The organism is Streptomyces sp. FXJ1.172 (assembly GCF_001636945.3).
Lineage (GTDB): Bacteria > Actinomycetota > Actinomycetes > Streptomycetales > Streptomycetaceae > Streptomyces.
In genome coordinates, this window is sequence record NZ_CP119133.2 from 202,310 (window position 1) to 227,041 (window position 24,732).

The window sequence follows — 24,732 nt, forward strand, 5'->3', positions numbered from 1 at the left end:
AAGTTTTACCGCTCTCGGCCGTGTTGACGGGGCGGACTGCCAGGGCCGCCATGCGACCGCACCAAGCTGGCCGCCATCCCCATGGGCGCGCATGCACCGGCGACGACATCAGCCCGGTGAGTACGGGCGGGTCATTCGCTCCAGCCGGACGACGACGATAGCGATGTCGTCGCCCGCGCCGCTGGCGAGGCCCAGGCGGGCGAGGAGGGCGTCGGCGAGGTGCTCCGCGCCGAACTCGGTGCAGGTGGCGAGCGTGGAGGTCAGGCGGGCCAGGCCGGCGTCGATGTCCTCACCACGGCGTTCGATCAGGCCGTCGGTGTAGAGGACGAGGGTGTCGCCGGGAGTGTAGGTGGCGTTGGCCTGGGGCCGGGGGACGTGTTCGGGGCGGGCGCCCAGGGGCGGGTCGGTGGCCTGGTCGAGCAGCTCGCAGGAGCCGTCCGGGTGCAGCAGGACGGGCGGGGGATGGCCGGCGCTGCTGTAGACGAGCAGGTGGCTGTGACAGTCGACGAGGACCTGGACGGCGGTGGCGGCCAGCGCTCCCTCCACCGAGCGGGCGTAGAGCCCCAGGGCCTCCAGGGCCTGGGCGGGACCGTGGACGGTACGGGTGGCGGCACTCAACGCACTGCGCAGCCTTCCCATGACGGTCGCGGCCGACAGCCCGTGGCCGACCACGTCGCCGACCGCGACGGTGAAACGGTCTGCGGGCAGGTCCACCGCGTCGTACCAGTCGCCGCACACGTTCAGCGATCCCGTCGCGGGGAGGTAGCGCACCGCGATGTTCGGGTGCCGGGCCAGGTCCGGGGAGTGGAGCATGGCTTCCTGCAGGGTGACGGCGACGCGCCGTTCACGGGCGTGGGCCTGCCGCAGTTCCTCGTTCAGCTGCTGCAGCTGCCGCGCCCGGGCGTACAGCTCGGCCTCCATGGCCGCTTCCCGGCCGGGGCTGAACGCGGACTGCTGCGCGGTGCGGTGGGCCCGGACGACGTCGGTCATGTCCTCCGACCGGTGGATGATCCACGCGACCTTCCCGTCCAGGCCCAGGACCGGCACGTTGATCGCGGTCCACCACCGCTCCTTGAACACCTCGGGATTGCCGGGGACCGGTATGTCGTACTTCTGCAACGCCATGTGATCGGTCTGGCCGGTGGACAGGACCCGGTGCAGTGAGGCTTTCAGCGTGTCCACCCCGTCGGCCTCCGGGTCGGCGGGATTATCCGGGAAGACATCGAAAAGGTACTGCCCCAGCAGCTCGACCCGGCTTTGTCCGGTCACCTCGCAAAACGCCTGGTTGGCAGCGGCGATCACCAGGTCCGTGCCGAGCACCAGGCACGGGCTCGGAAGGGCGGCGAACACCCCCGGGTAGTCGATCTCCGATGTCACACGCATTCCCTGCCAGTCGCTCGCTTCTCAATCTACGAAAGGTCCAGCTCCCGCGCCCGCCGAGCCCGCTCAGGGGAAGCGGGCGGCACCCCTGCCCCGCGGCGGTGTCGTGGGATGGTGTGGGACGCCGTCGCGGAAGAGGCTTACGCAGGGCCAGGCGATGCGTCGCCTGGTACCGGGTCCTAGGCTGCGGGCATGACCGAGATCCAGAGCCCGACGCCCCGCGACGCCTTCGAGCTGCTGCTGGCCGGTAACCAGCGCTTCGTCGCCGGCACCCCCGAGCACCCCAACCAGGACGCCACCCGCCGCACCGAGATCGCCCCCTCCCAGCAGCCCTTCGCCGTGCTGTTCGGCTGCTCCGACTCCCGCCTGGCCGCCGAGATCATCTTCGACCGCGGCCTGGGCGACCTGTTCGTGGTCCGCACCGCAGGCCACGTCATGGGCCCGGAGGTGCTGGGCAGCATCGAATACGGCGTGGACATCCTCGGCGCGCCCTTGGTTGTGGTCCTCGGTCACGACTCGTGCGGCGCGGTCGGCGCAGCATGCGCCGCACTGGAGGACGGCATGACACCGGCCGGGTACGTCCGGGACGTCGTCGAGCGCGTGACCCCCAGCGTGCTGGCGGCACGGGCCGCCGGACACGTCGAGCCGCAGGAGATCCTCGCCGAGCACATAAGGCACACCGTCGACCTGCTGCTGGACCGCTCCCGGGTACTCGCCGAGAAGGTCGCCACCGGGCAGGCCGCCGTGGTGGGCCTGTGCTACCGCCTGGCCGACGGCAGTGCACAGCTCGTCGCGGCCCGCGGCCTCGATGCCGCGGTGCCCGCCGCATCCTGACCGCCCAGGCCGTGGCCGCCCGGGCACGCCACCACACCGATGCCGGTCACACGGCAGACCGGGGCCCCGCGGCCCGGCGGAGCCGGTTGGCGATCGCCAGTCCCAGCCCCTCCTCCGCCGGCAGGGACGCGACAATGAGGTCGCACCCCTGCCGGTCGAGTTCGCGCAGGAACCCGTACAGCCCGCGCGCGTAGGCGGCCAGCGAAGCCGGAACCGCCACCACGGCGTGCGCCTTCACCGGGGCGCCGGCGAAGGAGGCAGGCACAAAGACGCCCACCCGGTGCCCCAGCTCCTGCGCGAGCTCCGCTTCGGCGACGACCTTCTCGGGCTCGACGAGGACGACCCGCGCCCGCGGCGCGTAGTGGGACGGATGCTGGCCCGGCACCCGAACGCGGCTCGTCGAGGGCACCGCGACCGAGAACCCCAGCACCGCTTCGAGGTCCTCGCGCGTCACCCCGCCCGGCCGCAGGATGACCGGGGCATCGCCGGTGACGTCAACGATGGTCGACTCGACGCCGACCTCGCAGAGGCCGCCGTCCAGCACGAAGTCGACGGCGTCGCCGAACTCGGCACGGACGTCGTTCGCCGTGGTGGGACTGACCTGGCCGAAGCGGTTGGCGGACGGGGCCGTGACACCGCCACCGAACGCCTTCAGCAGCGCGAGCGCAACAGGGTGGTCAGGCACGCGCACGGCCTCCGTCTCCAGGCCACCGGTCGCTTCGAGGGGCACGCGGCGACCCCGCCGCAGGACCAGCGTGAGCGGCCCCGGCCAGAAGTGTTCGGCCAGCAAGCGGGCCGTCGCGGGCACGTCCTCGACCCAGTCGCCCAGCTGCTCCGCGCCGCCGATGTGGACGATCAGCGGGTGGGAGGGCGGACGCCCCTTGACCTGGAAGATGCGCGAGACGGCGGCGGGGTCCTCGGCGTTGGCGCCCAGTCCGTAGACGGTCTCGGTCGGGAGGGCCACCAGCCCTCCGGCACGCAGCACCCCGACCGCCTTCTCGATGTCACTGGTTCTCGCCGTCACCCCCGCAATCCTGGGAGCACAGAGGACCGGCGACGGCCATGATCAATCTCAGCGCCAACCGCGGTCTCATTGACCCCGAGCCGCTCAAGATCAACTACTGGCGGCCTTGGCGCTTATCTCGGCGACACCCCCTCAGGGACGATGGCCATCCACCGCTCGCGCAGCGAGGCGCCAGCGGCCGGGAGGTCCCAGGACCGCTCGGTGACCAATGCGTCGATCACGGCACCCAGACCCATCCTCTCGCGCCCGTACCGGCGCACCGCGCGCACGGCGTGCGGCTTCGACTCGATCCCAGTCGGCGCGGACGTAATCCACCGGCATGGAAGTGGGCGTCAGTAGCCGCACTCCGGCGATGTCAGTGCAGGTCAGTAGCCTGCCGCCATGATCCACAATGCTCATGACGACCTTTCGAACCTCAGCCTCGGTGACCTGCTCGACATCTTCGAGGACGGTTCCCACCCCGCGCTGTTCGGCGGCCTGTTCAACCACCGCCGCAGTGACGCCGAGGCAGCACGCCGGAAGAACCTGGAGACCATCCGCAGCAACGAAGCCTTGATGGCTACGCAGCTCGACATCGCCGCCCGCCGGGTTCTGTTGACCGCCCGGCACGACGTATCCGTACGCTACTTCGACGCCCTCACCGCGGAGATGGACATCTTCCGTCGACTCGTGGAGCGGACCGAGGCCCTCGCCCCGGACGCCTCGGTGACGGAGGCCAACACGCTCGGCAAGGAGGTCAATGCCTGGACCCGGCGCATCAGGGCCCTGGTCTCGGCATCCGATGACGAACATACACGCACGATGTGGGCGAACTCCTTCACCGATCTGTACGTGATGCACCACCGGGCGTTCGAGCACCACATATCCCACATGCTCACCTTCGACGGGTTCGCGGTCGAGCGCTGGAACGGCGGGGCCGGCGACCTGGCCGCCGACGTGATCGCCCGCCTCCCCGCCCCCGACGGCCGCCCTGCGATCGTGCAGTGCAAGCACGTACAGGACTTTGACACCACCAGTCTTGCGGTAGTGGCAACTGCCTGCCGGTGGCTGCTCCTGCACGGTGTACGTCGTCTGCGGCCCCGCACCCACCGGGATCTTCGTCGCTCCTGCAGGAACAGCCGTCCCCGACGCCGCCGACGACGCTCCGCCCTTCCCGTAGGCGTCCGACCCGGAGTGCGAATTGGATGAACAGCCAGCCAGCAGCAGGAAACAGAGCACCGGCGGCACGGCGCGGCAAATGAAACCAATGATGCCCCCTCACAGAACAGCGACAGCTGAGCAGATGCTCCCCCACCCGCCTGCCGTCCTACCTCTCGGGAGCCGGCTCGATGGTGTGACGCGCCAGTCGCGCACGGCGCACTTCTCCCGGAAGCGACGTACAGCTCTCCTGCTGTGGAGTAAGGGTGCCCCTGGACGGTGATCAGGGCTTCCGTGATTGTCCGCCGCACGCCGTAGTGTCCGCTGGCCTTGCCGTCACCGGCCGCTTGCCCGTTACTGACCCACGCTCCTAGCTTTCGGACGTGACACACGACGAGGCAAGGCCGCTGGAGGTCGTCCATCGAGCCGGGGATCCGCCGGGGCCGCCGCTGCATGTACGAGTGGGTGACGAGGTCGTCATCACCCTGTACGGTTCAGCCGCCTATGGGTGGACACCGGTGGAGGTGGTCACAGGGTCCTTGACGGTGATCGCGGCGGAAACGACAGACGGAACCGTACGGGCCACGGTCAGGGCGGCGGGTGTCGGTGAGGCCGAGCTGCGGTCGACGTCGTCGTTTCGCGGGGATCGGTTCGGGCCGCAGACGCGGCTGTGGCGGCTGCTGGTGCACGTCGAGTCGTCGTAGGCGTACGACTGTTACGCGACCGCGGTGAGGATCAGTTGCCAGGCCCTTGAGGGCGGACCGTGTGGGTCGGGGGTGTAGGTGTCGGTCGAGCTGAGCGTCGCGGTACCGGCAGAGGCGGCGCGCGCGGTGGCGGACCGAGTACCGTCGGGAGCGGTGTGGTCGTCGAGCAACGTGACGGTGTTCGGGTTGGAGTTCCTGACCGGTGCCCAGCTGTAGTTGGCCTCCGGCTTGAGGGTGAGATGAATAGTCGTTCCGACCTTGAGGCAGGCGGCACGCAGGGGGTTGTCGGCCAGCGGGTAGAGGACCGTGACGGTGCCGCTGAGGCACGGTCGGGTGGAGCTGGTGGCCGACGAGCCTGCAGGGGCCGAGGTCCCGTGGGACGACCGGGTCGAAGCGGGGACCGAGGGGGTGTTCTTGGCGGGCGCGGTGGCCCCAGGGCCGGACGTGCAGGCAGCGGCTGAAACAAGGAGGGCGAGCACGGCGAGTGAACGGGCACCAGTGCTGCGGTGTCTCATGATGCCCCCCGGTGAAGTCGGGACAGCCCGACGGTGAGACGCGGCTGAGGCTGAATCCGTTCCCCGGTCCGTCAAGGCGGGCGATGCAGGGAAATCCCTGGTACCGACACAGAGGAAACCCTGTGTTTTTACTGTGAGTTGGCTGAACTCTGTAAATTCTCGGTTGCTTCGCGCCACGCAGGCTGCGTCTCTCTTGTTGCGTGACATGTCCGGTGCAACGATCCCGGATTGCGAACACGCGCTCCATCGGCGTGAACGTCCTTCTCCTCCCCACCTGCCGGGCGGTCTCCGGCTGCTCGAAAGGATGTTCCGTGACCCGATCCAGACGCAGACGCGGCCGCGGCCGCATAGCCGCGCTCACCGCGATCCTGACCGCAGTCCCCGCACTCTGGCTCGCCGCCCCCGCGGCCCAGGCCGACCCCACACCCCACACCCCGGCGGCCCACCACTCAGCCGACACCGGCCCCGCCGTCCGCCACGACACCTCCCCCACCCTGCGCTCCATGGCGGCCCACGCCCACCACGGCCACCACGGCAAGAAGCAACAGGACGACGACCCCGGCGAGACGCGCCTCCCGCACCCGCCCGCGTCCCATATCCCCGACCCGGTCGTGCAGTCCAGCCCCGGCGGGCCGTCCGCCCCCTCCACGGGCACGAACTTCGAGGGCATCGGCGCCGGCAACTACTCGATCACCGGTGTCCCACCGGACCCGAACGCCGCCGTCGGCTCCAGCCAGATCGTCGAGACCGTGAACACCGCCTACGCGGTGTACTCCAAGTCCGGTGCCACCGTCCTCGCCCCGACCGACACCAGCACCCTGTGGTCCGGTTTCGGCGGATCCTGTCAGTCCACCAACGACGGTGACGCCGTGGTCCGCTGGGACACCCTGGCCAGCCGCTGGGTGGTGACGCAGTTCGCCAACGTGTCCTCGACCTCCGGCCCGTACTACGAGTGCGTGGCCGTCTCCAGCAGTCCAGACGCGACGGGCAGCTACTACCGCTACTCGTTCCAGTACGCGAACTTCCCGGATTACCCGAAGCTTTCGGTGTGGCCGGACGCGTACTACATCACGTACAACATGTTCACCGCCTCCGGCAGCTTCCTGAACGCCGAGGCGTGCGCGCTGAACCGGTCGGCCATGCTCACCGGCGCGAGCGCCACCCAGCAGTGCTTCACCACCTCGTCCTCCTACGGCGGCCTCCTCGGCGCGGACCTGGACGGCTCCACCACACCCCCGTCCGGTGAGCCCGAGCTGATGGTCGGCCTGGGCACCACGAGCACGACGCTGGCCTACTGGAAGTTCCACGTCGACTGGACCACCACCTCCAACTCAACCTTCACCGGCCCGTCGACGCTGACCGTCGCGTCGTACACCACCGCCTGCGGCAACTCCGGCACGTGCATTCCGCAGAGCGGGACCAGTCAGCAGCTCGACTCGCTCTCCGACCGGCTGATGTTCCGCTTGGCCTACCGCAACTTCGGCGACCACGAGTCGCTGGTCGTCAACGACGCGGTCACGGCAGGGAGTTCGGTGGGCGTGCGCTGGTATGAGCTGCGGATGTCCGGCGGCAACCCGACCGTCTACCAGCAGGGGACCTACGCGCCCGACTCCACCTACCGGTGGATGGGTTCGATCGCTGAGGACAAGGTGGGCAACATCGCCCTCGGCTACTCGCAGTCCTCCTCCTCGGTGCACCCGTCGATCCGCTACACCGGGCGCCTGGCCGGCGACACACTCGGGACGATGACGCAGGGCGAGGTCACCGCGACTACCGGCGGCGGCTCGCAGACCAGCTACAGCCGCTGGGGCGACTACACCTCGATGTCCGTTGACCCGACGGACGACTGCACGTTCTGGTACACGAACGAGTACATCCCCGCCAACGGCAACTTCAACTGGCACACCAGGCTGGCCTCGTTCACCCTGCCCAACTGCGGCTCCACCGCGAGCAACGACTTCTCGATCGGCGTCAGCCCGGCCTCCTCCAGTGTCGATGCCGGCTCGTCGGCGACCACCACGGTCTCCACCGCCGTCACCTCCGGTTCGGCGCAGTCGGTGAGCCTGTCGGCATCCGGACTGCCCAGCGGGGCGACCGCGAGCTTCAACCCGACCTCGGTGACCGCGGGCGGCTCGTCGACGCTGACCGTGGCGACGTCGTCGTCGACGCCGGCGGGGACGTACAACATCACGGTCACCGGCACGGGCGCCTCCGCCACCCACACGGCGACCTACACGCTGACCGTCACCTCGGGCAGCGGCGGCGGTGGGATCACCAGCGGAGGCTTCGAGACGGGCAGCCTGTCCGGCTGGACCTCGGCCGGGACCACGTCCGTGGTCAGCTCCGGTGCCCACAGCGGCACGTACGCCGCCCGGGTCGGCAGCACGTCCCCGACCAACGGCGACTCCTCCATCGCCCAGACCTTCACGGCACCGTCCGGGACCAGCACGCTCGGCTTCTACTACAACGTGACCTGCCCGGACACGCTCACCTACGACTGGGCCGCGGCCACGCTCAAGGACAACACCACCGGCACCACGACCACCGTGCTGGCCAAGACCTGTGTGTCGTCCTCCGGCTGGATCCAGAAGACCGCCTCGGTCACAGCCGGGCACAGCTACACGCTCACGCTCATCAGCCACGACGACAACTACACGGGTGACGCCACCTACACCCGCTACGACGACGTGACCCTGTCCTGACCGGCGTCGGGCCAGAGATCGGTTCCTGAAACGTCGCGCCCGGGGCGGACCTGCGCCGGTGGTCCGCCCCTCCCTCAAACGCCCTCTCCTCGGGGCGTACATCCCCCATCGACGACAAGGGGTCTCCTCATGTCGCGCACTGCTGTCCGTAGATCCGTGGCAACTGTCACCACCGCTCTGCTGTCGTTAGGCGGTCTCCTTCTCACCTCCCACCCGGCCCTGGCCGACGTCTCCAACGGCGGCTTCGAGTCCGGCAGTCTGACCGGCTGGACCTCCGCCGGGACCACCTCCGTGGTCAGCTCAGGAGCCCACAGCGGTACCTACGCCGCCCGGGTCGGCGGCACCTCCCCCACCAACGGCGACTCCTCGATCGCCCAGACCTTCACCGCGCCGACCGGCGCCACCCAGCTGTCGTTCTGGTACGACGTCACCTGCCCCGACACACTGACCTACGACTGGGCCACGGCCACCCTGACCGACACCACCACCGGCACCACGACGACCGCACTGGCCAAGACCTGCACCAACGGCCAGGGCTGGAAGCAAGTGACGTCGTCCGTGACCGCCGGCCACAGCTACACCCTCAAACTCGTCAGCCACGACGACAACTACGCGGGCGACGCCACCTACACCCTCTACGACGACGTCACCTTCACCACCGCCACCCCGCCGCCCGGCCTGGCCCAGGTCAGCACGGACCCGTTCACCAACTCCTCCAGCCAGCACGCCACCGAGCTGGAACCCGACACCTTCGCGTACGGCAACACGATCGTCGCCTCCTCGCAGGTCGGCCGGTTCACCGACGGCGGCTCCTCCGACATCGGCTGGAACACCTCTACCGACGGCGGCACCACCTGGCAGCACGGCATGCTGCCCGGCATCACCACCTACCAGGGCGGCACCTGGGCCCGCGTCTCCGACCCGGCCGTGGCCTACGACGCCAAGCACGGCACCTGGATGGTCACCGGGCTGGTCATCGACTCCAGCGTCAACGGCGCCGGCGTCAGCGTCAGCCGCTCCACGAACGGTACGAGCTGGCAGGACCCGGTGATCGCGGTCGGCAACGACGGCCAGGGCTACGACAAGGAGTGGATCGTCTGCGACAACTCCGCCACCAGCCCGTACTACGGCACCTGCTACGTCGAGGTCGACATCACGTCCTCGGGCAACGCGGTGGTGATGAGCCGCTCCACCGACGGCGGCGCGACCTGGTCGGCGCCGGTGGCTCCGTCCGGAGGCCCGAGCGGCCTGGGCGGCCAGCCCCTCGTCCAGGCGAACGGCACCGTCGTGGTCCCCTACTCCGCCAACGGCAGCTCCGTAGACGCCTTCAACTCCACCAACGGCGGCGCCAGCTGGTCCGCCAGCACCCTGATCGCCAACGTCTCCAGCCACGGCGTGGCCGGCAACCTGCGCGACGGTGAGGGCCTGCCGTCCGCCGAGATCGACGGCTCCGGCAAGATCTACGTCGCCTGGCAGGACTGCCGCTTCCGCTCCGGCTGCCCGGCCAACGACATCGTCTACGCCACCTCCAGCAACGGCACCAGTTGGTCGTCGGTAACCCGTGTCCCGATCGACGCCACCACCAGCGGCGTCGACCACTTCATCCCGGGTATCGGCATCGACCCCGCCACCTCCGGCACGACGGCGAAGATCGGCCTCTACTACTACTTCTACCCCAACGCCAACTGCACCACCTCCACATGCCAGCTGGAGGTCGGCTACATCTCCTCCGCCAACGGCGGCAGCACCTGGAGCAGCCCGGCCACCGTCGCCGGGCCCATGTCCCTGTCCCAGATCGCCGGCAGCACGCAGGGCAGCATGGTCGGCGACTACATCTCCACCTCCGTCATCGGCGGCAAGGCGGTCTCCGCCTTCGCCGTCGGCAAGGCTCCGACCAACGGGCAAGCCTTCGACGAGGCCCTCTACACCGCCGGCCCGCTCACCGTCACCGGCGGCAGCGCCCGCTCCACGACCCACGGCGCGGCGACCGTCCCCTCACCGCACCTCACCAGGCCGCTGCCGATCCGGCACTGACCCGAGAAAGCACACAGTGCGCCCCGGCGAAAACGCCGGGGCGCACCTTTGTTGAGTACGGGCCCAGGACTGTCGGCGCAGGAACCGGGCGCCGGACCACGACGCCACAGTGGCGTGCGGCGACGTGAGGAGGCAGGTGTGGTGCTGGAGCAGAAAAGACGCAGGCCGGGGCTCGGGGGCCGTGGTCCGGGGCCGCCGTCCTTGCGGTGGCCTGCCTTCTGGCCGCCTGTGGAAGCGGCGGCGGCAGCAGCTCACACTCCGACTCCACACCACCGCGCCCTTCCGCCGACCCGCACGCCACAACGCCGTCGGCAAGCGGTACAGGTGCGGCAGTTCACCCAACCTCGCCCTCCACGCCATCGGCGACGGCACCTCCCGGGACACCGTCGTCGCCCCCCAGTGACACCGCCAGGCCCCGCCCTACGGCCTCTCCGCCGTCGGGCTGCCTGGCGGGCTCCGTCACGGTCACCCACAGGGCCGGGGACGGCTCCGTCCAGAGCCTGTGTGTGCGATCCGGAACGACGGTGACCGTCGTCCTGGAGCCCCGCGCCCAGGGCCCCTGGCCACAGCCGCGCAGCAGCAACCCGATGCTGGCGCTGGTGACCTCCTCCGCCACTCGCGCAACGGTCCCAGGGAGCCGTGGCTTCCGTGGCGGACGGTGACGACGAAGTCGGGGCCGGCGAAGACCATGATCTCGCCGGTGTCGACGACCTCGCTGGTGGCGGTCAGCTGCTCGTGCTCGACGTAGGTGACGGTCTTGAAGACCGCGAACAGGACGTCGCCGCAACTCTCCAACTTGGGCTGCTGGTGGGCCTGTACGGCGTCCTCCACGGCGAGCGGGTGCAGGCCGAAGAACTCGGCGACGTCGGCGAACTCCGTCTCGGTCGGCTCGTGCAGGCCAAGCCACACGAAGTCGTGGCCGTGCTTGCGTACCTGCTGGACGGCCTCCTCAACGGTGTCCGTTCCGGGCTGCCGGATGCCGTCGCGGTAGACCACGCAGTTGACCACCGCCGAGCCGAGCGGGGAGCGGGCCGGGTGGCTGAGGTCCACGCGGCCGCGGCCCGGCGCGCCAGGCGGGCGACTTTGCGCAGGTTGCCGACCATCGACATGCGGGACCCTCCTTCGCCGGGTCCGGACAGTGTGCCAGGAGGCAGTGAACGGTCAGGAGAGCACGGCGGGGGTCAGTGGCGCTGGCGGGCGGCGTCGGTCAGCAGATGGATCACCTCGGGGGGCAGGTCGAGGTGGTGTGCGATCCACGCCGAGTCATGGCCGTGGGTGGCGAGGAGCCACGCCGTGTACAGGGTGTTCAGGCTCGGGGCGTCCGGGCCGAGCAGGAAGGGCCGGACGGCCTCCATCGGGAAGCCCTCCAGGGACCGGGCGGTGAACAACCCGTCTCCCAGGTGATCCGGCATGACCCTGCGGGCGCGTTGTTCGGCCTGTCGATGGTGGTGCCACAGGGCCGCGATCAGGAAGAACGCCGCGGTCGCGGCACCCAGCAGCACTCCGCCGACCACCGGCTTGTCGCGGGTGGGGGCGGTGTTGACCGCGACCGTCTCCAGTACGACGAGCGTGAGCACGCCGAGGAACGCCGCGCCCTCCCCGGTGCGGGGGTGGGGTACCGTCCGCATGCCGCACACCTCCCTGTCTTCCTCTTCATCGTGTCCTGCCGAGCGGACTGCTGTCCTGGGGCCGTCAGGCCCTCTGCTCGGGGGGGGTCAGGCCAGCACCCGCTGCCCTGCCCGGGGCGCCCGCTCGTCTTCGTCCTCGTCGTCCACGTGCCAGTGCAGGTCGTGCACCCCCGGCTCCAGTGAGAGGCGGGAGATGACCTGCTCCAGCGCGGCAGCCACGTCGCCGCTGATAGTGACGGCGGCACGCACGCTGGTGGTGTCCTCGCCCTCACGGCGGGCCCGCAGCCCCGTCGCAGTCAGCCCGGAGGCGGTCAGGGCCTGGGCGAGCAGGGCCCGGATGTGGGTCTCGGACCCGCGCTCGCAGCGCAGGTGCACGCTGGCCCGCACGTGGTCGTCCGGGTCGCTGCCGGCGGCCGGCGCACGGTCCAGCAGGCGTCCGGCCGGGCGCAGCAGCACGTGGATGCCGAGCACCGTCAGCGTGCCGAGCGCGGCCAGCGCGAGCCGTCCGGAGGCGGCCAGCACGCCGACCGCCGCCGAGCACCACAGGGTGGCGGCCGTGTTCAGGCCGCGCACGCCGGCGCCGTCGCGCAGGATCACCCCGCCGCCCAGGAAGCCGATCCCGGACACGACGTAGGAGGCCACCCGCGTCGGGCTGCCCCCGTCGCCCACCGCCACGCTGTACAGCACGAACAGCGTGGCGCCCGTGGCGACCAGGGCGTTGGTACGCAGACCCGCCATGCGCGCCCGCCACTGCCGCTCCACGCCGATCAACGCGCCGCAGGCCGCACCGGTGGCAAGCCGGATCAGGAAGTCCATCGTGGTCAGGGCGTGCATGGCACACCTCCTTCAAGGTGCGGTGGTTGGTGACTTACTGGCTGACCGCGACCTGCACGATCTTGATGACCACGAGAATCATGGAGACCAGCAGGTAGGTGCGCAGCGCGCCCATGCCGATTTTCTTGCCGCTGGACATCACGGCTGGGGCGAGGCTCTCCAGCGGCGGCATCCGCCAGGCGTCCCGGCCGGTGCGGTCGATCGGGTCATCCTTAGTGGCCGTACGGCGCCGGGTGAAGGCATACCCGGCGGCGAGCACCCCTGCGACCCCGCAGGCGGCCATGATGTCGACGATCACGTCCGCGCTGATGTCCGGGAACAGGACCGAGGCGGTCAGGATCACCGACAGCATGACCAGCACCCCCACCACGGCGGCGGTGAAGGCGTTGGTCTTCGGGCCGTTCACCCACGGGCCGAGGACCTGCTTGTCGTTGCACAGCAGCAGAAGGAACACGCTCGCGGACGGCAGCAGCACACCGGCGAGGGTCTGCACGCCCTCGGTCAGCAGGCCCAGCGGCGAGCCCGGGATCAGCACGATCGTGGCCGCGGCGGCCACGAGCCCGGCGTAGACGGCATAGAAACCCTTCGCGCCGCCCACCCCCCGGTGCAGGGAGTGCTTCATGCCCAGCACGTCACCGATCGCGTACGCGGTCGACAGCGAGACGGCGAACGCGCCGATGATCGAGGCGTCCAGCAGCGCGATCGCGAACAACACCCCGGCCAGCTTGCCCGCCTTGGTCTCAAGGCCCTGCGCGACCCCGGCGGTGTCGGTGAACTGGCCGAAGCCGTGCGTCCCCGAGAACGCGGCAGCCGTGAAGCCCATCATCGCGGCAGCGCCGATGACCACGATGACGATGCCGATCCACAGGTCGGCCTTCTCGTAGCGCATGAACCGCGGGGTGATCCGCTTGTCGATCACGTACGACTGCTGGAAGAACAGCTGCCAGGGGGCGACCGTGGTCCCGACGATGCCGATGATCAGCAGCATCACCGTGGACAGTTGCCCGGAGCCACCCGGCAGATTCGGGGTGATGAAGCCGGCGGCCATCTGCGAGGCGTGCGGGTGGACCATGAAGTAGATCGGCACCAGCAGCAGCGAGGCCGCGCACAGCGTCATCGCCACCCGCTCGAAGCGGCGGAAGGATCCGGTGAACGCCGACGCGATGATGATCACGGCGGCCAGCACCACCGCCGCCGCCTTGGGCAGACCCAGATAGCCGGCGGACAGCGTGATCCCGATGAACTCGGTCACCAGAGTGAGCGCGTTCAGCAGGAACAGGTCGATGACGCTGAACGCGCCCCAGAACTTTCCGAACCGCTCCAGGATCAGCCGGGCATGGCCGACACCGGTGACCGCGCCGAGGCGGAGCACCATCTCCTGGTTGATGTAGAGCACGGGCACCAGCAGGAGCAGGGTCCACAGCAGGTGGGTGCCGTAGTTCTGGCCGGCCTGGCCGTAGGTGGCGAACGCGCCGGCGTCGTTGTCGCCGACCATCACGATCAGGCCGGGGCCGACGATCGCCAGCAGCGTCTTCAGCTTCGCCGACAGGCCGCGGCGCTCGCCGTGGTCGTCCAGGCGGATGGTGCCCAGCGCGCCGTGGATGTCGCCGATGTGCGCGTCGTCGAGTACCGCCGCGCGGGGTGCGGCGACCGTGGTCACGGTGGTGTCGGTCATGGTGGTGCCTCCCTGGTCCCCCGGTCCGGGGGAGGTCGGGGGCACGCGGCAGCCATCACCCCTGCACGCCGAATGCGCGCAGGACAGCATCACCAGCGGGCGACAGGCATGCCCGTGGATGTGGCGCGACCGAGGTGCCGCGCGGGGAGGGTGGTGGTTACCGCGTGCCGGAAGAATGCGAGGACAAGCGGGTGCGGGGCCTACTTCGGCCCGGACTACTGCATTCCATGTCTCTCGCCTCCTTCCGGCCGGAGACGCCCACCGATGGGCGTCGTCATCGACTCGGCAAGGAGCGGCCAGCCCAGAGGGCGGCTCACCCCAACTCGTCAGAGCTTTGGCACTCCACGGCGTAATCCCAGCCGTTGAACCGGGTGGGAAGCCACTTGGCCTCACCCCTTAGGCCGGGGAGAGGTGTCCTGAACCTGGGCGTCTCTCGACGTCGTGGGGTCAGTGGCCTGTGTCCGTGAAGACGCCTCACCGAACGAGGTGCCTCTTCAAACCTCCACAAGGCTACGCCCGCGCCGGGGGTGCCGCTCACCCGATTTACGGAGCCTTGACGGCACACTGACCGCATTCTCACGAAGTGCTGATGCCCCAGCGAGGATGCGTGCTTCAGCGAGTATGCGTGCTTCCTTTGCCGGTCAGGGCCGACCGTGCGCGATCTACAGTGGCACTTGGACGACACGTGCCTCGTCGGAGGAAGGGGGGACTACGGCGGCGTGAGCGACCTCGACATCCGGTACGCGCGCCGCGCTGTGCGCCATGCCGCCCGGCAGCTGGCCGAGGACGCCCCGAAACTGACCGCGGGCTCCGCGGACGCGTTTCGTGCCGGGCTCGCCACCCGCACCGCCGGCCTGCGCAGAGCCGCGCTCGCCGCCGGATCACGGGCATACCCGAGGACATCATCGCCGCGGACGGGCGCCTGCCCGTCGCCGTCGTGCATGGGTGGGTGGCGGCCAGGTTCTCGCCAGGACACTCCGGTGACAGGTGACCGTGGCGGACAACGCCGGTGACGGCCTGTCTTCGACAGCCCTCGGTCAAGGACCGGTCATGGATTAGGGAGGCGGGCGGACGCGGGCGTAGTCTTTATGCGGTTTGAACAGACACCTCGTTCGGTGAGGCGTCTTCACGGACACAGGCCACTGACCCGACGACGTCGAGAGACGCCCAGGTTCAGGACAGGTCTCCCCGGCCTAAGGGGTGACCCCAAGTGGCTTCCCTTACGGGGATCACCCCGTGGAGTGCCAGAGCTCTGACGAGTTGGGGTGTGCCGCGGTCGAACGTGCCCGGCTGTCCCTTGCCGCAAGACCGCGACGCCCTGCGCGCGGCTGTGACCGGGAGGAGGCGACATGGACAGTAGTCCGGGCCATAGTCGGCCCCTCTTCGTGTTGTCCGCGCCGTCCTTCCGCGGCCCACGGTAGCTCGTTCCTCACTGACTCATCCGGTCCGCAGCCGGTGGCCCGTCCTGCTCACCAGTTTCGACAGGCCACGTGCCGGCGTATGCCCTGGCGTGCCTGCCACCGGCCGGTCCGGGGAGGAAGAGCGCTGCAGAGGGCCGCCCGCTGCCCCGTCATGACGGGGCGAGGGGGTGTTCATCTTGGCTGTCCACACTCTGCTCATGTCCAGCACGGCTCGGTTCCGCGACCGCCGGGTCCACCTCGAACGCCGTGTCACCGCTACCAAGGCGGTGCGCACCTCCCTGGTCTCGCTGGCCGGGCTGATCGGCGGCTCGGCCACCAATCAGGCGGGCGAGGAGGTCGGCCGCGTCGTCGACGTGGTCGCCCGGCTCTACGGCACGGAGCCGTATCCGCCGGTCACCGGGCTGATCCTGCGCATCGGCCGCCGACAGACGTTCCTGGCCGCGGAGGCCATCGGCAAGGTGCAGGCAGGCCACGTACAGCTGCGCACCGCCCGCGTCGACCTGCGCGACTTCTCCCGCCGCCCCGGCGAGGTGCTGCTGGCCAAGGACATCCTCGACCACCAGCTCGTCGACGTGGACGGCGTCCAGGTCACCCGGGCCGCCGACCTGTACCTCGCGCCCCTGGTCGGCCAGGTCGTGCTGGTCGGCGTGGATGTCTCCCTGCCGACCCTGCTGCGCCGGCTCGGCCCGCGCCGCTGGCAGGCCCGGCCGACCCCGGATCGGGTACTGGACTGGCAGGCGGTGGCGCCGTTCGCCGAGCAGGCCACCGAGGGGCCGCCGGAGGTGCGGCTGCGCGCCTCCCGCGCCGCGCTGCAGCGGCTGCGCCCCGCCGAACTCGCCGACATCCTCGAAGACCTCGGCCGCAACGAACGCCAGCAGCTGCTGGGCTGGCTGGAGCCGGAGCAGGCCGCCGACGCGCTGGAGGAAATGGAACCGCACGAGCTGGAGAATCTGCTACGTGAGGCCCAGCCGGAGCACGCCGCCCGCCTGGTGGACGAGATGGAGCCCGACGAGGCCACCGACGCCCTGCGCGACCTCACCCGCGAGGAGCGCGAGGCCCTGCTGTCCCGCATGCCGAGCGGCGAGGCCGCGGAGCTGCGACGGCTGCTGACCCACCGCGAGGGCACCGCAGGCGGCGCCATGACCACCCTGCTGATCACCTCCCGCCCGGACGAGACCGTCGCCAAAGTGCGGGCACAGCTGGCCGAACAGGCCGAGCACCGCACCGAGATCGACGCGATCGCTGTCGTGGACGACAACGGCCGGCTGCTGTGTGACCTCCCCCTGTTCGACCTGGCCGTCGCCGAGGACACCACCCCGATGGCCGACCTGGTGACCTGGCGATCCCAGTTCGGCCCGCCAGCCACCGTCCGCCCCGACACCCCCCTCGGCGAGGCCGCCGACCAACTGGTCGACTCCCGCGCCACCTCACTTCTGGTGGTCGACGACACCGACCGGCCCCTCGGCCGGATCCTCGCCGACGACCTGCTCGACTACCTGCTGCCCGAGCGCGGGCGCCTGCACTTCCGGAGGTTCCTGCAGTGACCAGCGACCTGGACACCACGACGGCCACGTCCCCCGCCGCCCCTGCCACGCGGCGGCGGGGCCTGAGCCGTATCGCGATGGTCGCTGCCATCGCCGGTCCCGGCCTGGTCGCCGCGAACGCCGGCAACGACGCCGCAGGCATCGCCACCTACGCCTCCGCCGGCTCCCAATTCACCTACGGCACCCTGTTCTTCATGGTGCTGGTCACCATCGCCCTGGTCATGGTCCAGGAGATGGCCGTACGCCTCGGCGCGCACACCGGCAAGGGTCTCGGGGCGCTGATCCGCGAGCAGTTCAGCCTCCGCCTGACCGCACTAGCGGTGTTCTGTCTCCTGCTGGCCAACACGGGCCTGGTCGTCAGCGAGTTCGCGGGCATCGGCGCCGCCTTCGAACTGCTCGGCGTACCAAAGTGGGCGGTCATCCCGCCGGCCGCGATCCTGCTCTGGTCGCTGGTCCTGTTCGGCTCCTACCGGTGGGCCGAACGCATTTTCCTCATCATGTCGCTGGCCTTCTTCGCCTACCCCATCGCGATGATCCTGGGCCACCCCCAGTGGGGCGAGGTCGGCAAACACCTCGTCGTCCCGCACATCGAGCCCAACAAGAGCTTCATCCTCCTCGCGGTCGCCCTGATCGGCACGACCGTCAGCCCGTACATGCAGTTCTACGCCGCGGCGGGTGTCGTCGACCGGGGCGCCAAACCCGAGGACTACCGGCTCATCAAGCTGGATGCCGTGATCGGGGCGGTGTTCGCCTGCATCATCAGCTTGACGATCATCATCGCCACCGCCGCCGCGATCGGCGGCACCGGCCCGCTGGACTCAGCCGCTCAGGCCGCCGAAGCCCTCAAACCGGTCGCCGGCCAGAACGCCGAACTCCTCTTCGCCATGGGCCTGATCGGTGCCTCCGCGCTCGCCGGTGCCGTCGTACCGCTCTCCGCCAGCTACGCCGTCGGCGAGGCCGCCGGAGTGGAACGCTCCGTCTCCCGCAGCTTCCGCGACGCACCGCTCTTCCTGGGCCTGTTCACCGCCCAGATCGTGCTCGGCGCGGTCGTGGCCATGACCCCGGTGAACGTCATCCAGCTGCTCATCGGCACCCAGGTCCTCCAGGGCCTGATCAGCCCCATCGTGCTGGTCTATCTCCTGGTCCTCACCAACCGCCGCTCCGTGCTCGGCGCGGCGGCCAACGGCCCTCGCTACCGGATCGGCGCCACTGTCGTGGTCGTCGGCGTCGCGGCCATGTCCACCATCCTGCTCGTCCAGACCGTCCTCGGCTGGTTCGGCCTCGGCTGATCCCACCCCGAGGAACCCGCCAAGTCCGGCCGACCGGACCCAGATTGCGGCTACGGATCGGCCGGGAAAACATTCCGGGGCCGCCGCACAGGGGCCACTCGGGGGCTGACCAGGCGCAGACTGGAACTCGAGGCCGAGTACTGGCGCCTTCTGGCGGCCGGGGTGGGCAGCGTCGACGCGTGCAGGCAAGTCGGCATCGGGCGCAAGACTGGCTACCGGTGGCGGGCTGAGAACGGTGGCCTGCAACCGGACTATCTCCCGGAAGCCTCGCGCTCGGGTCGGTACTTGTCGCTGCTGGAGCGGCGGAGGATCGTCTCGTTGCGTGGCCGCGGCCTAGGAATCCGGGAGATAGCCGGCCTGCTCGGACGGGCACCGTCGACAGTCAGCAGGGAGCTGCGGCGCAACAGCCGTCCGCACGACTACGGCAGATACTTGACGCCCTCATCGCCACCCTCAGCACGCTGCCGGAACAGGCACGTCGGAGTCTCACCTGGGACCAGGGCTCCGAGATGGCCCGCCATCACGAACTCGCGCCCTACTTCACCGACGGGATCTTCTTCGCACGCCCAGGCGGTCCCTGGGAACGAGGCACGAATGAGAACACCAACGGCTTGATCCGGCAGTACCTGCCCAAGCGCACGAACCTGTCCCTGCACACCGCTGACGACCTTCGCGTCATCGACCACCGGCTGAACAACCGACCCCGCAAGACACTGAGTAGGCAGACCCCTGCTCAAGCATTCGCCGCGGCTCTGGCACTCTGAGCCTGAAACGTTGCGATGATCATGCGAATCCACCTTAGAACCCAAGCGTCGGCAGTGGCTCACAATTCAGCCGTCGCCGACACCGGATCACCTCGGGCCCAGTGATTACACCACCACAGGGGACATGACCGACCGCCCCAGCAAAGTGAGTTTCGACGCTCCCGAGCCGGCAGCGACCGGAACTGGTGAGCCGGTCGACGATTGCGGTGGTCTACGCCCGGCCAGGCGAGGGGGGGTGGACCGTGCGATGAGGCAACGCTCAGGACCTGGCAAGTCGCCTCATCACCACGGCTGCGGCCACTGCGGCGAAGAGCAGGGCCGCACGGGGCGGCCGTGGACGTCATCGGCGTGGAACCCCGTCAGATCCTCTGCTGTCCTGGTCCGCCCCACCACCACGCCTCGGTCGTCCAGCACCGCGACTGCCGGCCGTCCAGGGCGGACATCCCGGCCGGGACCGGCACCAAAGACAACTCATAGCTGCTTGGGAGGCGCCTACCGAGTCGGCGTCTTCACCATTCACTGGGTGATCCATAACGCTGGCTTCCTGGTAAGAGCCCTGCGGCTACGAGAGACCGACACGCGCGGACGACCCCTGTCGCGCGCGGCTCGCCGACGGGTCACAGGGCACCGGCCGTGGAGGGCAGGTCCTGTTCGGCCCAGACGACCTTGCCGTCAGTTGCGCAGCGGGAGCCCCACCGGCGCGAGAGCTGTGCGACCAGCTGGAGGCCGCGGCCGTGCTCGTCGAGCGTGTGGGGATGGCGGGGGCGTGGCTGGCCGGTGTTGCTGTCGAAGACCTCGCACGTCAGCACCCGGTGCTGGATGAGCCGTAGGCGGCTGGGGCCGTCGCCGTGGCGGATGGCGTTGGTGACCAGTTCGCTGACGATCGACTCCACGGGCGTCACGAGTGGCTCCAGCCCCCATTCCCTGAGCTGACGGGCGGCCAGGTGCCGGGCTGTGGTGACGGTGACCGGTTCGTTCGGCAGGTCCCAGGAGGCGACCTGGGCGGGCTCGAGCGCGCGGGTCCGGGCAAGGAGCAAGGTGACATCGTCGGCCGGTGTGTGACTGCGCAAGGTCTCCATCACTCGCGAGCACATGTCCTCCGGGGATGCGCCCGGCTGTGCCAGGGCGGCGCTCAGACGGCGCAGGCCGGCGTCGATGTCCTCGTCCCGGGACTCGACCAGCCCGTCGGAGTAGAGGGCGAGCACGCTTCCTTCGGGCAGTTCCAGTTCCACGGACTCGAAGGGGACCAGGCCGAGGCCGAGGCCGAGCGGGGCTCCGGCGGGCAGATCGGGGACGGTGACCCGGCCCTGTGCGCCGACGATCAGGGGCGGCGGATGCCCGGCCCGCGCCATGGTGCACCGCCGGGTGACCGGGTCGTAGACGGCGTACAGACAGGTGGCGCCCACCACCGCGGGGGCCTGGTCGGTGTCGTCGGTGTCCTCGTCGTTCAGTCGCCGGACCGTGTCGTCGAGGTGCGTCAGCAGTTCGTCGGGGGGCAGGTCGAGGTCTGCGAGCGTGCGCACGGCGGTGCGCAGCCTGCCCATGGTCGCCGCGGCGTTGATGCCGTGTCCGACCACGTCGCCGACGACGAGGGCCACCCGTGCGCCGGACAGCTCGATCACGTCGAACCAGTCACCGCCCACGCCGTGGTCCATGTCGGCGGGGACATAGCGCGAGGCGACCTCGACGGCGGCACCGCCCTGCACCCGGTGGGGCAGCAGGTCGCGTTGCAGGGTGAGGGCCACGGTGCGCTCGCGCGCATACTGCAGGGCGTTGTCCAGGCTGAGCGCGGTCCGGGTGACGAGTTCCTCGGCGAGGAGCAGGTCGTCCTCCTGGAACGGCGTTTGTTCCTCGGAGCGGCCGAACAGCGCCAGTCCCAGCACGCAGCGCCGCGCACGGATGGGCACGACCATCAAGGAGTGGACGCCGCTGTCCCGCACCTTCTGCGCCCGCACCGGGTCGTGGTCGACCCACGGACCGGCCTGGGTGTCGAGCACCGGCTCCAGGTGAGACCTGCCCGTGCGCAGGGCGACGGCGAACGATGAGCTCGGGTGGGTGTGGATCACCTCTTCCCGCACCCACGGCAACTCCAGGAGTCCCAGGTCGATGGAGGCCACCCCGGCACGGCGCAGCAGCGGCGGGCGGCCGCTCGTCGTGCCGATCCGTGCCGAGGGTTCCACGCCAAAGGGAACCGACTCGACCATATCGACGAGGGCGTGGTCGGCCAGCAGGGGCACGGCGAGCTCGGCCAGTTCCTGCCCGGTCTGCATGACGTCGAGGGTGCTGCCGATGCGCGTACTCGCCTCGCTGAGGATGGCAAGGCGTTCGCGCGCCCGCCGGTTCCCGGTGACATCCACGGTCATGGAGCACACTCCCAGGGGCGTGCCGTCCGCGTCCTGGAGGCAGAAGAACGAGGCCGAGAACGCATGTTCACGGCGCCCGTCCGACACCGGCCACGCCCGGTATTCGTGGACCATGGTGGTACCGCTCTGCAGCACCTGCTGCATCACCACCTCGAGCGCTTCGGCCTCCACGGCGGGCAGCGAGTCCTTCAGACGGCGTCCGAAGCGCCGGTCACGGGGAATGCCGTCGTGGCGCTCCATGGCGTCGTTCACCCAAGTACAGCGCAACTGTGGGTCGTACACCACGATGCCGATCGGTGCATGGGCAAGGAGCGACTCCCGCACCGGTCCGTTGGCAGGCTCCGAGGACAGGGCGCCTATGTCGGTCACGGACACCAGCCACCGGGTGCCGGCGTCCTGTCCCCACAACAGCGAGACCCGCAGCGACATCTTGAGCGTGTGGCCGTCGCGGTGGCGGACCGCGGCGGTGCCGGACCAGCCACTTTGGGCACGGCGCTGCTCGGCGAACAGCGAAGCCATTCGGGCCTCCTCAGGGGGCGGTAGCACGTGCGCGGCGGATCGGCCCACCACTTCCGCGGCCGAGTACCCGACAAGTCGCTCAGCGGCCTGCGTCCACGCCGCCACCGTCCCGTCCGCATTGATCACCGCTATCGCCGAGTCCGGTATCTCGCCGGGGCTCACCGGCTTGGCGAGTGGCGTGTGGTCGGTATGCGTCATCGTGGTTGATCCCCTTCAGTTCGGAGGTGAGGGAGTGCCGGCATGTGGGCACGGCCGCCCGGTCTGTAGCCGTGGTGGACGGTGATGGGCAGGAGGCGGAGACCCCGGGGGTAGCGGGATCCTTGCGGTGCAGCGGGCGGCTTCCGCCGCTGCCCTGTGACCCGCAGCCCGGCATCCGCCACCTTTGCACCATTTTGCCCACTTCTGATGAAATAGTCATATACGACCGCTTCATCGTCAAGGCCACCGAAACTGATCGTTCAATCAAATATGGCCATGCGGTGCGACGGGGAAGGTGAGGCGGCCTCTGTCGCCGCTGCAATCACTGACCCCTGGGCGGCGAAGTTGGGGTCCGGCGAGGTTCAGGCTGGACAATTCACAGCGGCAGCGCGATGATGAATTCATCAGAACTGGTGACCTTGTGTGCGGTGTATGCCGATGTCAGCCTCACCCAGGAATCGCTTCGAACGCCGTCGGGCCGAGACCCGGCAGGCACTCGTCCGCGCCGCGCGGCAGCTCCTGGCCGATTCGGGCGATACGAGCGCCAGCATCCGGACCATCGCGGAACTCGCCGACGTGGGCTTCGGCTCGTTCTACAACCACTTCACGTCCAAGCCGGACCTGTTCGACGCAGCCGTGGCCGATGCACTGGAGGAGTTCGCCCGAGCCGTCGACAAACATCTGTACGGCGTCGACGACCCCGCCGAGCGCCTCGCGGCCGGTATGCGGCTCAGCGCACGCATGGCCAGCTCACACCCGGAGATCATGCGGATTCTCTGCCACAGCGAGTTCGGCCGCATATGCGCCGGCTGCGGACTGGCTCCGCGCGCGAGACACGACGTGGAGCAGGGCATGACTTCTGGCCGCTTCACCGTGGTCGACCCGATGATCGCCTTGACCGTGCTGAACGGCAGCCTGCTGGCGCTCCTGCAGCTCTGGTTCCATCAGCCCGAGGCCGACAGGGACCATGCAGCCGCAAAGATGGCCGAGACGCTCCTGCACATGCTTGGCGTCTCCGCGGACGAGGCCCGTGACCTCGCCCGGCGGCCCCTTCCCGCTGCGGCGTGAAGACGATGTGCTGTCTGCCGACGACGCGGCTTCACAGTTGGATGGACAGGTGGCGGGGGCCGCGGAGCATGGCGTTCTGGCGGTAGGGGGGCGGGTCCTCGACCAGGCGGGCGCTGCCGAGGTGGGGAAGCAGCGCGCTGAGCGCGATGTATGCCTCGATCCGGGCCAGGGGTCCGCCGTAGCAGAGGTGGATACCGCCGAAGCCGAGGTGTTGGTTGTCCGGGCGGGTGGGGTCGAACCGGTCGGGCTCGTGGAACCGCATGGGGTCGCGGTTGCCTGAGGCCAGCACCAGAATGACGACGCGTGTTGCGGGATCTTGGTGCCGGTGACGTCGATGTCGGCGTGCGGGATGCGCTCGCGCATGTGGACCGGGGGCTCGTTACGCAGCAGTTCCTCCACCGCTCGCGGCAGCAGTTCGGGGTCGCGGCGCAGCCGGTCCAACTGCTCGGGATGCGGTGAAGCCCTCCTCGCGCAGCGCCTCCGCGGCTCTCAGCCCGGCCAGCGACGCGCCGACGATGACCATACGGCCGTCTTTCAGGTCACCGGGCGACTCACCTCTTCCCCGAGGAGGATCGCCTGCACCGGGCACGCCGCCGCGGCCTGGCGTACCCGCTCCACCTGGTCGTCCGGGACCGCAGCGGCGTACAGCAGCCCCTCCTCCCCGTGCAGCTCGAACACCTCCGGGGCCGAGGAACACGCACTGTGCATAGCCCTGGCAGCATGCGAGGTCGACAACGGTCCGCATCTCCACCACTTCTTCCTCCGTTGCCACACCCCCTCCTCTCCAGCGTGGGGCCAGAGCTGAGTGCCTGCATGCCTGGTGATGGAGAGCTGGTATTCGGGCCAGCAGGGTGAGGGGGAAGGAGGCGAACTCACGGCAACCACCTTCCAGTTGCTGAGAAGCGTTCAGGTACATCCCTTCGGCCAGGTGGTCCGGGTGACCCGAGTCACTGTCACCGCCGCCCCATTTCCATACGTCGTATGGTTATCCTGGCGGGGTGATTCCGTACAGCGTATGGAACTGCTGACGGACAACGCCACACAACGCCAGGCGCTACACATCGCCTGCAAAAGCAGCCGTTGGTGCAGACCGCACCAA

General features: G+C 69.7%; 16 protein-coding genes, 4 pseudogenes and 2 riboswitches. Of the genes and pseudogenes, 10 read left to right on the forward strand and 10 right to left on the reverse strand.

The window, feature by feature from the left end; all coding sequences use genetic code 11:
- Positions 1 to 108: 108 nt before the first annotated feature.
- A complete protein-coding gene (locus A6P39_RS01115; protein WP_067055372.1) occupies positions 109 to 1,377 on the reverse strand; it encodes a SpoIIE family protein phosphatase in 1,269 nt (422 codons plus the stop codon).
- 195 nt (positions 1,378 to 1,572) lie between these two features.
- On the opposite strand from A6P39_RS01115, the gene A6P39_RS01120 reads away from it, so the two are divergent.
- Complete coding sequence (locus tag A6P39_RS01120; RefSeq protein WP_067055375.1) at positions 1,573 to 2,214, forward strand: carbonic anhydrase; 642 nt, start codon at positions 1,573 to 1,575, stop codon at positions 2,212 to 2,214.
- A gap of 46 nt (positions 2,215 to 2,260) precedes the next feature.
- Here the strand turns inward: A6P39_RS01120 and A6P39_RS01125 are convergent, their stop codons facing one another.
- Positions 2,261 to 3,238 carry an L-threonylcarbamoyladenylate synthase gene (locus tag A6P39_RS01125; RefSeq protein WP_067055378.1) on the reverse strand — a complete coding sequence of 326 codons (978 nt, stop codon included), beginning with the start codon at positions 3,236 to 3,238 and terminating at the stop codon, positions 2,261 to 2,263.
- Between the two features lie 381 nt (positions 3,239 to 3,619).
- Here A6P39_RS01125 and A6P39_RS01130 point away from each other — a divergent pair, with 381 nt between their 5' ends.
- Together A6P39_RS01130 and A6P39_RS01135 are read left to right on the forward strand one after the other, a co-directional pair.
- A complete protein-coding gene (locus A6P39_RS01130) occupies positions 3,620 to 4,426 on the forward strand; it encodes a restriction endonuclease (RefSeq protein ID WP_067055381.1) in 807 nt (268 codons plus the stop codon).
- Positions 4,427 to 4,758: 332 nt separating this feature from the next.
- Positions 4,759 to 5,079, forward strand: a complete 321-nt coding sequence (locus A6P39_RS01135; protein WP_159396195.1) for a hypothetical protein — start codon at positions 4,759 to 4,761, stop codon at positions 5,077 to 5,079.
- Positions 5,080 to 5,090: 11 nt separating this feature from the next.
- Here A6P39_RS01135 and A6P39_RS01140 read toward each other — a convergent pair whose 3' ends face one another.
- Positions 5,091 to 5,594: a hypothetical protein gene (locus A6P39_RS01140; protein ID WP_159396196.1), complete on the reverse strand. Its 504-nt coding sequence runs from the start codon at positions 5,592 to 5,594 to the stop codon at positions 5,091 to 5,093.
- Between the two features lie 311 nt (positions 5,595 to 5,905).
- Between A6P39_RS01140 and A6P39_RS01145 the strand changes: the two genes are divergently transcribed.
- Both A6P39_RS01145 and A6P39_RS01150 read left to right on the forward strand, forming a co-directional pair.
- Positions 5,906 to 8,296: a hypothetical protein gene (locus tag A6P39_RS01145; RefSeq protein WP_067055390.1), complete on the forward strand. Its 2,391-nt coding sequence runs from the start codon at positions 5,906 to 5,908 to the stop codon at positions 8,294 to 8,296.
- A 156-nt stretch (positions 8,297 to 8,452) separates the two neighbouring features.
- The gene (locus A6P39_RS01150; RefSeq protein ID WP_234379245.1) at positions 8,453 to 10,330 is read left to right on the forward strand and encodes an exo-alpha-sialidase; all 1,878 of its coding nucleotides are present in this window, start codon (positions 8,453 to 8,455) and stop codon (positions 10,328 to 10,330) included.
- A gap of 597 nt (positions 10,331 to 10,927) precedes the next feature.
- Here A6P39_RS01150 and A6P39_RS01155 read toward each other — a convergent pair.
- From A6P39_RS01155 to A6P39_RS01170, 4 genes and pseudogenes are all read right to left on the reverse strand, one after another.
- Positions 10,928 to 11,439, reverse strand: a pseudogene (locus A6P39_RS01155) (CorA family divalent cation transporter); the annotation flags it as partial.
- Between the two features lie 72 nt (positions 11,440 to 11,511).
- Positions 11,512 to 11,958, reverse strand: coding sequence for a hypothetical protein (locus A6P39_RS01160; RefSeq protein WP_067055393.1), 447 nt, complete (start codon positions 11,956 to 11,958; stop codon positions 11,512 to 11,514).
- Positions 11,959 to 12,045: 87 nt separating this feature from the next.
- The gene (locus A6P39_RS01165; RefSeq protein WP_067055396.1) at positions 12,046 to 12,792 is read right to left on the reverse strand and encodes an MgtC/SapB family protein; all 747 of its coding nucleotides are present in this window, start codon (positions 12,790 to 12,792) and stop codon (positions 12,046 to 12,048) included.
- 34 nt (positions 12,793 to 12,826) lie between these two features.
- On the reverse strand, positions 12,827 to 14,467 hold the full coding sequence (locus A6P39_RS01170; RefSeq protein ID WP_067055401.1) for an NRAMP family divalent metal transporter: 1,641 nt from the start codon (positions 14,465 to 14,467) through the stop codon (positions 12,827 to 12,829).
- Between the two features lie 310 nt (positions 14,468 to 14,777).
- Positions 14,778 to 14,960, reverse strand: a riboswitch (M-box (ykoK) riboswitch).
- A gap of 607 nt (positions 14,961 to 15,567) precedes the next feature.
- Positions 15,568 to 15,739: riboswitch (M-box (ykoK) riboswitch) on the forward strand.
- Positions 15,740 to 16,085: 346 nt separating this feature from the next.
- Here A6P39_RS01170 and A6P39_RS01175 point away from each other — a divergent pair.
- The 4 genes and pseudogenes from A6P39_RS01175 (at position 16,086) to A6P39_RS01190 (ending at position 19,485) form a co-directional block, all read left to right on the forward strand.
- Positions 16,086 to 17,432 carry a magnesium transporter MgtE N-terminal domain-containing protein gene (locus tag A6P39_RS01175; protein ID WP_067055451.1) on the forward strand — a complete coding sequence of 449 codons (1,347 nt, stop codon included), beginning with the start codon at positions 16,086 to 16,088 and terminating at the stop codon, positions 17,430 to 17,432.
- Positions 17,429 to 18,721 (forward strand): NRAMP family divalent metal transporter, encoded by a 1,293-nt coding sequence (locus tag A6P39_RS01180; protein WP_234379247.1) that lies wholly within the window; start codon positions 17,429 to 17,431, stop codon positions 18,719 to 18,721. Before A6P39_RS01175 ends, A6P39_RS01180 begins: the two co-directional genes overlap by 4 nt.
- A 162-nt stretch (positions 18,722 to 18,883) precedes the next feature.
- Positions 18,884 to 19,069: pseudogene (locus A6P39_RS01185) on the forward strand (IS30 family transposase); the annotation flags it as partial.
- A 95-nt stretch (positions 19,070 to 19,164) separates the two neighbouring features.
- Entirely contained in the window at positions 19,165 to 19,485 is a 321-nt protein-coding gene (locus A6P39_RS01190; protein ID WP_234379253.1) for an IS30 family transposase, read from the forward strand.
- Positions 19,486 to 20,102: 617 nt separating this feature from the next.
- On the opposite strand, the gene A6P39_RS01195 is transcribed toward A6P39_RS01190, so the two are convergent.
- Complete coding sequence (locus A6P39_RS01195) at positions 20,103 to 22,565, reverse strand: SpoIIE family protein phosphatase (RefSeq protein ID WP_067055406.1); 2,463 nt, start codon at positions 22,563 to 22,565, stop codon at positions 20,103 to 20,105.
- Between the two features lie 432 nt (positions 22,566 to 22,997).
- On the opposite strand from A6P39_RS01195, the gene A6P39_RS01200 reads away from it, so the two are divergent.
- On the forward strand, positions 22,998 to 23,633 hold the full coding sequence (locus A6P39_RS01200; protein ID WP_067055409.1) for a TetR/AcrR family transcriptional regulator: 636 nt from the start codon (positions 22,998 to 23,000) through the stop codon (positions 23,631 to 23,633).
- A gap of 31 nt (positions 23,634 to 23,664) precedes the next feature.
- On the opposite strand, the pseudogene A6P39_RS01205 reads toward A6P39_RS01200, so the two are convergent.
- Both A6P39_RS01205 and A6P39_RS01210 read right to left on the reverse strand, forming a co-directional pair.
- Positions 23,665 to 24,086, reverse strand: a pseudogene (locus tag A6P39_RS01205) (cytochrome P450); the annotation flags it as partial.
- Positions 24,087 to 24,167: 81 nt separating this feature from the next.
- Positions 24,168 to 24,378: pseudogene (locus A6P39_RS01210) on the reverse strand (ferredoxin).
- Positions 24,379 to 24,732: the final 354 nt, after the last annotated feature.

Excerpts from the sequence above, each read along its gene's own strand:
- A6P39_RS01120 (WP_067055375.1), top strand. The coding sequence starts at position 1,573 with ATGACCGAGATCCAGAGCCCGACGCCCCGCGACGCCTTCGAGCTGCTG.
- A6P39_RS01130 (WP_067055381.1), top strand. The coding sequence starts at position 3,620 with ATGATCCACAATGCTCATGACGACCTTTCGAACCTCAGCCTCGGTGAC.
- A6P39_RS01140 (WP_159396196.1), bottom strand. The coding sequence starts at position 5,594 with ATGAGACACCGCAGCACTGGTGCCCGTTCACTCGCCGTGCTCGCCCTC.
- A6P39_RS01160 (WP_067055393.1), bottom strand. The coding sequence starts at position 11,958 with ATGCGGACGGTACCCCACCCCCGCACCGGGGAGGGCGCGGCGTTCCTC.
- A6P39_RS01165 (WP_067055396.1), bottom strand. The coding sequence starts at position 12,792 with ATGCACGCCCTGACCACGATGGACTTCCTGATCCGGCTTGCCACCGGT.
- A6P39_RS01170 (WP_067055401.1), bottom strand. The coding sequence starts at position 14,467 with ATGACCGACACCACCGTGACCACGGTCGCCGCACCCCGCGCGGCGGTA.
- A6P39_RS01175 (WP_067055451.1), top strand. The coding sequence starts at position 16,086 with ATGTCCAGCACGGCTCGGTTCCGCGACCGCCGGGTCCACCTCGAACGC.
- A6P39_RS01195 (WP_067055406.1), bottom strand. The coding sequence starts at position 22,565 with ATGACGCATACCGACCACACGCCACTCGCCAAGCCGGTGAGCCCCGGC.
- A6P39_RS01200 (WP_067055409.1), top strand. The coding sequence starts at position 22,998 with ATGCCGATGTCAGCCTCACCCAGGAATCGCTTCGAACGCCGTCGGGCC.